Source organism: Succinatimonas hippei YIT 12066 (genome assembly GCF_000188195.1).
In the GTDB taxonomy this organism is placed as follows: domain Bacteria; phylum Pseudomonadota; class Gammaproteobacteria; order Enterobacterales; family Succinivibrionaceae; genus Succinatimonas; species Succinatimonas hippei.
In genome coordinates, this window is sequence record NZ_GL831046.1 from 1 (window position 1) to 10,358 (window position 10,358).

A 10,358-nucleotide genomic window follows, 5' to 3' on the forward strand; every position below is an offset into this window, starting at 1 on the left:
CGGGGTTTTAGCCGCTGATCTTTTTTGATAAAAAGTTTTAGTGAAGAGACGAAAAAGCGGGTTTTCCCCGCTTTTTCGTAATTAAAGGCAATTAAATTAATTCAACGCGGACACGCGGCATCACGCGGCAAACCAGTTCATAAGGAATTGTGCCGCAAAGTTTTGCAATCTTTTCGACCGGAAGACCTTTCCCCCATAAAATTGCCTCATCTCCGACTTTATCTTGGGAATTAAGTCCTAAATCTACAAACATCATATCCATACAAACATGTCCTGCAGTAGGAACATATTTGCCGTTTATCAAAACCGGTGTGCCGTTAGGTGCAACACGCGGATATCCGTCTCCGTAACCTGTGGCTACAATTCCAATTGTGGTATCGTATGGAGCGGTCCAAGCGGCACCGTAACCGACTTTAGCGCCTTTTTTAACTTTGCGAATGGCAATAATTGAGCTTTTTAAAGTCATTACCGGTTTAAGTCCGAAATCGGATCCTACTTTATCCTCAAATGGAGAAATGCCGTACATGATAATGCCCGGACGCACCCATGGAGTATGCGAGTCAGGCCATGCTAAGATTCCGGCTGAATTGCTAAGGCATAAATCTCCGGAAAAATGTTTGGCTGTTTCTCGGAAATAGTTGATTTGCGCAATATTGTAGTCAGTCTCAGTCGGAGTATCGGCAACGCTTAAATGGGAGATGAGTCCGATAGGCTTTAAAACATTAGGACATTTTTCAAGACGTTCTTTCATATTTAAGACATCTTGAGGATCTGCTCCTAAACGATGCATCCCGATATCAATTTTCAGCCAGCAATGTAAAGGTTTTTCCACTTTTGCTCTTTCAATTGCTTCAAGTTGCTCCATATCATGGACGGCAGTGTAAATTTCTGAGCGGGCGATAAAAGGAAGATCTTCTTCATTAAAAAAGCCTTCCAGCAGGATAATCGGTTTTTTTATTCCTTGCTCTCTTAAATTTAAAGCTTCATCAAGACGGGCAACGGCAAAAGCGTCTACCTTCTCATAGAGGGCGGATGCCACTTGATAAAGACCGTGACCGTATGCGTTGGCTTTAACGACAGCTACAATTTTCGAACCCGGTACATAAGTTTTTATGATATCGATGTTGTTTTTTAAAGCTTGGGTATTGATTTCAGCTGTGGCTGCTTTCATTTTTTTGTACCTATTATTGTAAAAGGACGTCGTCAATAGGAGGGACGTCCATCATCGCAACGGTATTGGCTTTATCATAAAAAGCCGTATATGCGCCTTGGAATTGCAATTCAATATCTTTAATTGCGCCGTTACGGTTTTTACTGACGATTAAAAGAGCTTTGCCGTTATCTTCTCCGTCTCCGCCTCCGTGATATGTTGCTTCACGGTGCAGGAACATAATCATGTCGGCATCTTGCTCAAGAGATCCTGATTCACGCAGATCGGAGTTCATCGGACGGTGATCTTTACGGTTTTCCACTTCACGGTTTAACTGTGATAAAGCAATAACCGGAACTTCTAAATCTTTGGCCAGCAATTTTAATGAACGGGAAATTTCACCTACCTCAAGACTGCGGTTTTCTGCTTTAGTCTGCCCTTTCATCAGCTGAATATAGTCAATCATTATGACGGAAAGTCCGCCGTGTTCTGCCGCAAGTTTGCGGGCGCGAGATCTGACTTCAAGCGGAGTAACGTCTCCTGAGTCGTCAATGTAAAGTTTGTTGCGCTTAACATTGTTTTCATCAGTTTCTGTCAGCATTGCGACCTTGCGAATGATGTCGTGCCACTGATTAGTCGTGACTTTGCCTTCGGACAGTTCTCGCATGCTGACGCGGCCGAAAGTAGAAAGCATACGTAAAACTATTTGCTGGGCAGGCATTTCCAATGAAAAAACCAATGCCGGTTTATGAATATCCGGATTCATCGCAATATTTTCGACGATATTCATGGAAAAAGAGGTTTTGCCGACACCGGGGCGCGCGGCTACGATGTTTAAACTACCGGGCTGCAATCCTGAGGTCAGCTCATCAAGTTCGGAAAATCCTGACGGGATCCCGGTCATCCTCTGCCCTAAATCTTTATCATGCTGTATTTTTTCCAGCAGCTTTACCGCATGAGTGAGGGCCGGGACGGGACCTGCATCGGTATGGGCATTTTCTTCTGAAAGTTTGAAAATAATGCCTTGAGCTTCATCATAAAGTTCATCTACAGTGCGCCCTTCGGGCATATATCCCATATTGCTGATTTTTTCGGCAGCACTGATAAGACGGCGGCGTCTGGCGTTGTTTCTGATGATAAGCGCGTATTCAATTGCGACAGACTCTGGAGCCGTATTGGCAATAAGACCTGAAATATAGGCTTTGCCGCCGACTTTGTCTAAAAGACCTTCATTTTCTAAAATAGAACAGATGACTGTAGGATCAAATTCATCTGAAGATGAGGCGCGATTTAAAATGCATGAATAAATGATACGATTTTTTTCTGATGCAAAATCATCGGGATTTAGCGGACCGATTTCATTGCCTATTGCGGCAAGTAAGGTGCCGTCACGCATCAGTGCGCCTAAAAGATTACGCTCGGCCTCAAGGTTTTTGGGCGGATCTTTTAATGTTTCTTCTTTTTTTGAATTTGTTGCTGTCATTATGATCTTTTTGTTCTAAGCAAAATGTAGTGCGATTTTAAGACTAAAACCGTTTAATAGAAAGACTTTTTTACAGCCTGTTATTTTAACATTGATAAGGAACTTTTCTAGCGGATGGCGCACCCGGAGAGATTCGAACTCCCGACCGATCGGTTCGTAGCCGATTACTCTATCCAGCTGAGCTACGGGTGCGTAGGATAAGATAAGAATTCTGTAGATGGCGCACCAGGAGAGATTCGAACTCCCGACCGATCGGTTCGTAGCCGATTACTCTATCCAGCTGAGCTACGGGTGCGCAACGTAATGAGGTGTTCATCACATTACGGCCTGTGATTATAGCAAAAGTTTTTCCTTTTGCAAGTTTATTTTTAATCAATATTTAATTCTGTTGTGCCAAAAGCGAATTTTTTTAGGTTTTTGTTAAGGTTGAACTGAATTATCTTATTTAAATAAGTTTAAATTTAATTTAAAATACAGAAAAATCATAGGGAGTAATATTTGATGATAAAGAAATCTCAGGTAAAAGGAATTGTTCTTGCCGGCGGCACCGGCAGCCGTTTATTCCCGATGACGCTTACGGTCAATAAACAGCTTCTTCCGGTGTATGACAAGCCGATGATTTATTATCCGATAACAACGCTGATGTCGGCGGGAATCACCGAGATTTTAATTATTTCAGGTCCTAATGAACTCCCTTTGTATCAAAAGCTGTTAAAAGACGGTTCTCAATGGGGAATAAGATTTGAATATGCGCTGCAGGAAAAGCCCGAAGGTCTTGCCCAGGCTCTAATCATTGCCGAGGATTTTATAAAAGATTCACCGTGTGCCATGATTTTAGGCGATAACCTCTTTTTCTCGTCCAATCTGCATAAGAAAATGCAGAATATTGACGTAAACAAGGAAGGAGCAACGGTTTTTGCCTATCGCGTCAACGATCCGCAGCGGTACGGCGTGGTGGAATTTGATGACAAGATGGAAGCGATTTCCATTGAGGAAAAACCGAAAGAGCCTAAGAGCCAATATGCCGTAACCGGACTTTATTTCTTTGACAAACATGCTGCAGAATATGCCAAGACTTTAAAGCCGTCAGGGCGTGGCGAGCTTGAAATTACCGATTTGAATATGATTTATCTTAAAAAAGGACAGCTTAAAGTCGAAATTTTAAGCCGTGGTACGGCCTGGCTTGACACGGGGACTCCGGAGTCGCTTTTGGATGCATCTGATTTTGTCAGAATTATTGAAAGCCGTCAGGGACTTAAAATCGGCTGTCCTGAAGAAATTGCGTATAAACTGGGTACAATAAACAAAGAAGAATTATTAGAACTGGCAAAACCGCTTTCTAAAAATCATTACGGTCAATATTTAATCAATCTTGCCAAAGGATTACTTGAATAACATGATGATTGAACAAACCTCGATACCTGAGGTTCTCTTAATTACTAATAAAAAATTCGGTGACAATCGCGGCTGGTTTTCCGAAGTATTTCGTTTGTCTGAATTTGAAAAAGCAATAGGCGGACAATATAAGTTCGTTCAGATTAATGAATCTTTTTCGATGCATAATATTTTGCGCGGCATTCATTATCAGAATCCGCATCCTCAGGGTAAGCTCGTAAGAGTCGTATCAGGTGAGGTATTCGATGTTGCCGTAGATCTAAGAAAAAATTCTCCGACTTTCAAGCAATGGGTGGGAGTGACGTTAAGTGCACAAAACGGTCAGCAATTGTGGGTTCCTCCGGGGTTCGGGCACGGCTTTTTTGTGACAGGAGAGCATGCCCACTTTGTTTATGCCTGTACTGATTATTATGCTCCGCAAACAGAGCATTGCATTGCTTATGACGATCCTGAGCTTGACATAAAATGGCCGATAATCTTAGGAAAAATGCCTTTAGTTTCGGAAAAAGATCGCAAAGGTAAAGCCTTCAATGATGCGGTACTTTTTGAATAATAGTTTTTTTACAGATCTCTTTGAGCATAGGGAAACGCAATAAAGAAGGTACAAGCCGTGGCTTGAGGGAATTATTTTTTAAGCGTGTGCCAAAACTTTAAGGAACATGCAATGGAGTTGCTTGTCTTAAGAACTTTGGGTGATTTTTTCATAGTGAGTAGGTTGCCTTATGTAAATTAAAGAAATAACAAAACATTGAAATTCTATAAAAACGCGGTTTTCAAGAAACATATAGATTGCAAAACCTTTTTTATAGAACTATAAACATCAGATTTTTAAAGACGGAAAAATAATTAGTAGATATGATTTATTCTAAATAACTCGACTTTCCGAGATAAAAAATTAAGCTGAAGTCTTTCCGGTAAAGGCTTTGAGTTAAATTTTTATCACGGAAACTCGAATAAATAACAATATGTTACTTAATTAATATATGCTAAATAAAATCTTTATAGCTCAAATCATTAACTAACCCAAAACAATCATTTGAAGTGATTTGCTTACAACTTGAAGAAAAATTCAATGCGTTTGATTTTGGAAAAAGCATATTCATTTGGTGTTTTTCTCGCTTCAATTATCTATATCACAACTCGTATTTAGGCTTAAGTCTAATGAATCAAAATTTAGGAATAAATCTTTATGCTCTCTTATCTAAATGACGGGATCTTAGCCGTTTACTTTTTTGATAAAGAGAAAACCTTTTAAACAACATAGATAAAATCAGGCAAAAATTTTGCATTTTTAGACCTTAATCTTTTTTAACGTGAGTTTATATTACGAGAAGAAATTAAATCGTGAGGTGTTAAAGATGCATAATTTTACATATTTTGCTCCTACTAAATTATATTTTGGAAAAAACGTTATTGAAAATCTGGGCAGTGAAATAAAGGCATTAGGAGACAAAGTTCTGCTGGTATACGGCGGCGGGTCGATCAAAAAAACAGGGATATATAATGTAATAAAAGAACAGTTGCAAGGCTGCGAGGTATTTGAGCTTTCAGGAGTAGATCCCAATCCTCGGGTAACAAGTGTTAATCAAGGCGCAGCTTTATGTAAACAGCATGGTATAGAGGTTGTTCTTGCCGTAGGCGGCGGATCGGTGATGGATTGCTCAAAAGCTATATGTGCTGCAGCCAAATATGCAGGTGATGATGCCTGGGATTTGGTTAAAAATTCTTCATTGGTAAAAGAAGCTTTGCCTTTGATTTGCGTAGTTACTATAGCGGCTACCGGATCGGAGTTTGACTGCGGCGGGGTAATTTCCAATTTAAGCACCAATGAAAAAATGGGCTTGGTAAATCCGCATTTGTGGCCTAAGGTTTCTTTTATTGATCCAAGCTATACCTGCTCAGTATCTAAATATCAGACTACAGCAGGCTCGTGCGATATTATGTCCCATTATATGGAACAATATTTTACGACCGGGGTTAATGATATCGGTGACGGGTTCTTGGAAACAGAGCTTAAAACAGTAATTAAATATACGCCTGCAGCTTTGGAAAACGGTAATGATTATGAAGCCAGAGCTCATTTAATGTGGGCTGCAACTTTAGGCTGCAATCGCATGGCTTCTTTGGGCAACGATCCTTCGATTTTCGTTTGCCATGCCATAGAACATGAATTAAGCGCATTTCATGATATTACCCACGGCATCGGTCTTGCGATCATCACTCCTAAGGTAATGCGATATATTTTAAATGACAAGAGCGTCAATAAATTGGCCCAATTTGCGCATAACGTAATGCATGTGGAAAATTCAGGTGATGCTTATGCCGATGCTAAAGCAGGAATTTCTGCTTTAGAAAAGTTTTTTGCTTCTATCGGTGTTCCTGAAGGTTTATCAAAGATTGGAGTAGATGATACTCACTTTAAGGCCATGGCAGAGCATGCTTGTGCTTATAATCCTTTACACAAGGCGTTTATTCCGTTAAATGAAAGTGATGTTGAAGCGATTTTAAGACAGAGTCTGTAAGCTTTTTCATTTAAAGTAGGCCTCCATTTTATGAGGCTTACTTTATTTAACAAGAAAGAGGTCAGACTAAGAAAGTATTTTTCACATCTATTTAAAGATTTTGTTTAAAGAATTTTTCCAGTTTATCAAAAGGGATAAATTCTTTTTGGTCATAAAGATCGAAGTGATCGGCTCCTTTTACCATAAACAGTTCTTTAGGCTCTCCGGCTTTCTCATAAGCTTCCTTTGAGAAATATTTTGAATGGGCATTCTCACCTATGATAAATAGCATCGGACGCGGGGATATAGTCTCAATATCGTTAAACGGGTAAAAGTTCATAAATTTAATATTTGTAGACATATCCGATTTGGTATTTTCCTCTAATTTTTCATCCTTAGGGATAAAAGCACCTCTTCCCCGATAAAAAGAGTAAGAGGATTTTGCCGATAAAGGCGAATTTTCATTTACCTTAAAAGGAGATCCGCCGATTAATTTTTGTTCTCCGCCTAAAAAGTCTGAATATCTTTGATTTGCTGCAGCTTCAATGATTTTTTTACGGGTTTGAAGATCTTGAGAATGGTTAATACCGCTGCGGCGCATTTCTCCGATGTTATACATGCTGACTGTTGCGATTGCTTTCATTCTGGGATCGATTTTGGCTGCACTGATAACGAAACTACCGCTGCCGCATATTCCTATAGCGCCAATTTTTTCTTTATCAATAAAATCTCTGGTTCCTAAGAAGTCCACAGCCGCATTAAATGTTTCTGCATACATATCAGGATCGATTCCGTGACGGGGATTTCCGCCGCTTTCTCCCCAGAACTGTTGATCTACCGCTAAACATACAAATCCGCGGGAGGCAAGTTCTGATGCATAGACGCAGGAGGCTTGTTCTTTGACTGCTCCCATAGGATGTCCTATTACTAAAGCTTGAGCTTTTTCGTGCATCGTTGCAGGGACAAACAAGTATCCTACTATTTCAAGACCGTATTGATTACTAAAAGATGCCCGATATAACCTTACGTTCTCTTTAACGTCAAAAGTAGTAAAATTACGATTTGTTATCTCGGTTACTACTGTGTCCGGACGATATGTTTTGTCTTGTGCCGCAGCAGGCAGGGTCATAAAAATACATGAACTTAAAAAACATGCGCTTAATAAGATTTTTAGCTTTTTCATGTTGTCTCCTTATTTAATAATATATGAACAAAAAGTAGAGCCTATTTAATAAGAGTTGTTCTTTAAGACCATAAATTAGACAAACAAGAAAATCTTTAGAAAAACTATATTAGTTTTGCTGAATCTTATATGTTTGGGAAAGATTTGAAAAAAGAATGCAGTGAAATTATTTTTAGGGTGGATAATTAAGAGTACAAATATGCTTTTATGGTTTTGATAAAAATATAAACCCCTAATTTAGAGTTATCTTAATTTTTAAGACCTGACTATATAAAAAAGTTAGCCTTTTGAATATGGAGCTGTCGTGAATTATTAATGCTGTAAAGTAAAGGTCCGCTCAAAAGGAACTTTTACGTTATGTTCTCCTAATTTTGCAGCAGCATGCCAGCCGAAGTTTAAGTCATTAAGAGAGGAAATGTCTTTTCAATCCCGCTTCTGTATGAGTGCTGAAAGATTGTTTAAAGTAGTAGAGCAAGTTTCACGACTTATTGATTCTATAAAATGAAAAAGAGACAAGATTTAAACTTAAAAGTTGCGGATCTAGATAAGTAACTCTAAAAATCCTCTCTAAACGGCTTATTTAAGCCGTTTTCTCTTAATTATCTATTGCTTATCTATTTAAATCTTGTTATACTAGATACTTAATATAAGTATCTATATCTAAGATTTTATTATGAATGCTCCGGACTTAGGCTCGTTGCTTATCAATAAAAGCGGCAAATTTTATTATCTTTGTACTTATCAGAACGTGTGGGATCCTGACAAAAAACGCTCATTTAGAAAGAAAGGATCTACCAAAACCATTGGCAAGATTTTAGGCGGCAGTAAGGTCGGTCCCATTGAATGGAAAGAAAGCTTCATTGCTTTATATCCGGAGTTGAAAGGATTAGATGCTAAACGCAATGAGCAGGGTAAAATCGTTTTTACGCTCAAAGACGATCCGGAGCTGGATGACGATCAACCTAAAATCACCGTTCGTGAAGCTATGCGTTTAAAGAAACTTCAGGCGGGTGCCACTTGGCTTTTAGACGGCATCATTGCCGATACGCCTTTAGTCAAAGCTTTGGAGCGGACTTTCAGTAAATATAAAAACCATTTAAAAATTCTGTCGCTGGCGTATTTCTTAATTCTGGAGCAGCGCAACTCCATGACGCTCTACGAGCTTTTTGCCCGTAAAACCCGTTTACCTTATTCTCGCCCTTTAAGCAAAAGTGCCGTCACCCGTATCTTTCAAAGTATTATACCTCATCAAATTGACGCTTTTTTAAGCACGTTAAGCAGTTTGTCTGCCCAACGCGATGAAGCGCTTAATGATTTCGCTACTAAGTTTTGGGCCTTGGACTCAACCTCCTTTTCAACCTACTCGGAGCATCTGAGCAAAGCTTTTTACGGTAAAAATAAAGACGGAGATGATTTGAAGCAGCTGAATATGCTGATGGTGGTCAATCAAAAAAGCGGTGAGCCTTATTTCTATCAAATGTATTCGGGAAATATACCGGATGTCTTTACGGTCAAAAACTTTCTGCAGGACTCCTGCCGCATGCAATTAGGGCGTGATGTCGTTTTCGTTGCTGACAAAGGTTACGGCTGCATTAAAAACATCAACCGTTTTCTGCAGACTGAGACGTCTTTCTTATTAAACGTCAGCACCTCATTATCCGTATGCAAAAATCTCTTTCGTGAAAACCGTAATGCATTAAAAAATCCCATTAATTTCAGCAGTGCCGCCTGTGGCAATCACTGTTATACCGTAGAAATAAATTGGAGCTATCCTGTCAACTATCAAACCGACTGTAAGAGACCTCCCCATGAAAAGGCCCGTCTCTTCGTTCATATTTATTACAATCCGTTTATCCGTATGCGGGCTGAGGAAATATTAAAAACTAATATTGAACGTACTTTAAACGCCATTTACAGCGACAAAGAGTTATGCAAAGAATATCAGGAGTTCAAAGATACCTATTTATGCTTCAATACGGAAAAGAATGAATATGAAATCAATTTGACCGCTTACCACAAGGAGCTGGAGCTTAAAGGGGTACGCTTTCTTGTCTCTGATTCCGTTAAAAATCCCATTGAAGCTTATAGGGCTTATTATGACCGAATCGAGGTTGAAAAAGCATTCAACCATTACAAAGATACTTTAGGTTTCAACCGACTCAGAAGCTCGGATGACTACTCGCTCGAAGGGCGGGTTTTTGTCCAATTTATCGCCACGTCCATAGCTATTATGCTGCGTAAGAAGATCGCTAAAATTGCCGACAAGGGATTCAGAGCAGCTTATGACAGCGATCAGAAGCTGTTAAAAACCTTAAGCAGTATTGAGGTTACTCAATATGAACACGGCTCTTACTTCAGTCCGATTGTTAAAAATCTTGCTGAGATCTACAACAAACTCGGTGTTCTTCCTCCTGAAGATGCGCCTAAGACCAACAGTGACAAGAGCATTGATGAGGAGGACGCGGAAATTATGCCTGAACTCATGGAAGGATATGCCGAGCCCGACGACGATATTGATGTGCTGACAAGATAAATGAAAGTCCCGGTTTAAAACCGAGACTTATAAATGATTTCCTTCGGTTGCAATCTAGTGTCTAATATAATAGACACTAGATCAGTAAAAACTCGCAACTTTTAGGGTTAAAG

Annotated in this window: 7 protein-coding genes and 2 tRNA genes; 4 read left to right on the forward strand and 5 right to left on the reverse strand. The window is 39.5% G+C overall.

From position 1 onward, the window contains the following. Positions 1–91: 91 nt before the first annotated feature. The 4 genes from alr to HMPREF9444_RS07840 form a co-directional block, all read right to left on the reverse strand. On the reverse strand, positions 92–1,171 hold the full coding sequence (gene alr, locus HMPREF9444_RS07825; RefSeq protein WP_009143877.1) for an alanine racemase: 1,080 nt from the start codon (positions 1,169–1,171) through the stop codon (positions 92–94). A 13-nt stretch (positions 1,172–1,184) separates the two neighbouring features. Beyond that, positions 1,185–2,633, reverse strand: a complete 1,449-nt coding sequence (gene dnaB / locus HMPREF9444_RS07830) for a replicative DNA helicase (protein ID WP_009143878.1) — start codon at positions 2,631–2,633, stop codon at positions 1,185–1,187. Positions 2,634–2,748: 115 nt separating this feature from the next. Further along, a tRNA-Arg gene (locus tag HMPREF9444_RS07835) sits at positions 2,749–2,825 on the reverse strand. Between the two features lie 26 nt (positions 2,826–2,851). After that, positions 2,852–2,928, reverse strand: a tRNA-Arg gene (locus tag HMPREF9444_RS07840). A 206-nt stretch (positions 2,929–3,134) separates the two neighbouring features. Between HMPREF9444_RS07840 and rfbA the strand changes: the two genes are divergently transcribed. The 3 genes from rfbA to HMPREF9444_RS07855 all read left to right on the forward strand — a co-directional run bounded on the left by rfbA (position 3,135) and on the right by HMPREF9444_RS07855 (position 6,550). Beyond that, entirely contained in the window at positions 3,135–4,028 is an 894-nt protein-coding gene (rfbA, locus tag HMPREF9444_RS07845; protein WP_009143879.1) for a glucose-1-phosphate thymidylyltransferase RfbA, read from the forward strand. Between the two features lies 1 nt (position 4,029). Further along, the gene (gene rfbC, locus HMPREF9444_RS07850) at positions 4,030–4,581 is read left to right on the forward strand and encodes a dTDP-4-dehydrorhamnose 3,5-epimerase (protein ID WP_009143880.1); all 552 of its coding nucleotides are present in this window, start codon (positions 4,030–4,032) and stop codon (positions 4,579–4,581) included. An 805-nt stretch (positions 4,582–5,386) separates the two neighbouring features. After that, the gene (locus HMPREF9444_RS07855) at positions 5,387–6,550 is read left to right on the forward strand and encodes an iron-containing alcohol dehydrogenase (RefSeq protein ID WP_040909419.1); all 1,164 of its coding nucleotides are present in this window, start codon (positions 5,387–5,389) and stop codon (positions 6,548–6,550) included. A 91-nt stretch (positions 6,551–6,641) separates the two neighbouring features. Here the strand turns inward: HMPREF9444_RS07855 and HMPREF9444_RS07860 are convergent, their stop codons facing one another. Beyond that, positions 6,642–7,712 carry an alpha/beta hydrolase gene (locus HMPREF9444_RS07860; RefSeq protein ID WP_040909420.1) on the reverse strand — a complete coding sequence of 357 codons (1,071 nt, stop codon included), beginning with the start codon at positions 7,710–7,712 and terminating at the stop codon, positions 6,642–6,644. A 673-nt stretch (positions 7,713–8,385) separates the two neighbouring features. On the opposite strand from HMPREF9444_RS07860, the gene HMPREF9444_RS07865 reads away from it, so the two are divergent. Then, a complete protein-coding gene (locus HMPREF9444_RS07865; RefSeq protein WP_009143883.1) occupies positions 8,386–10,245 on the forward strand; it encodes an IS1634 family transposase in 1,860 nt (619 codons plus the stop codon). Positions 10,246–10,358: the final 113 nt, after the last annotated feature.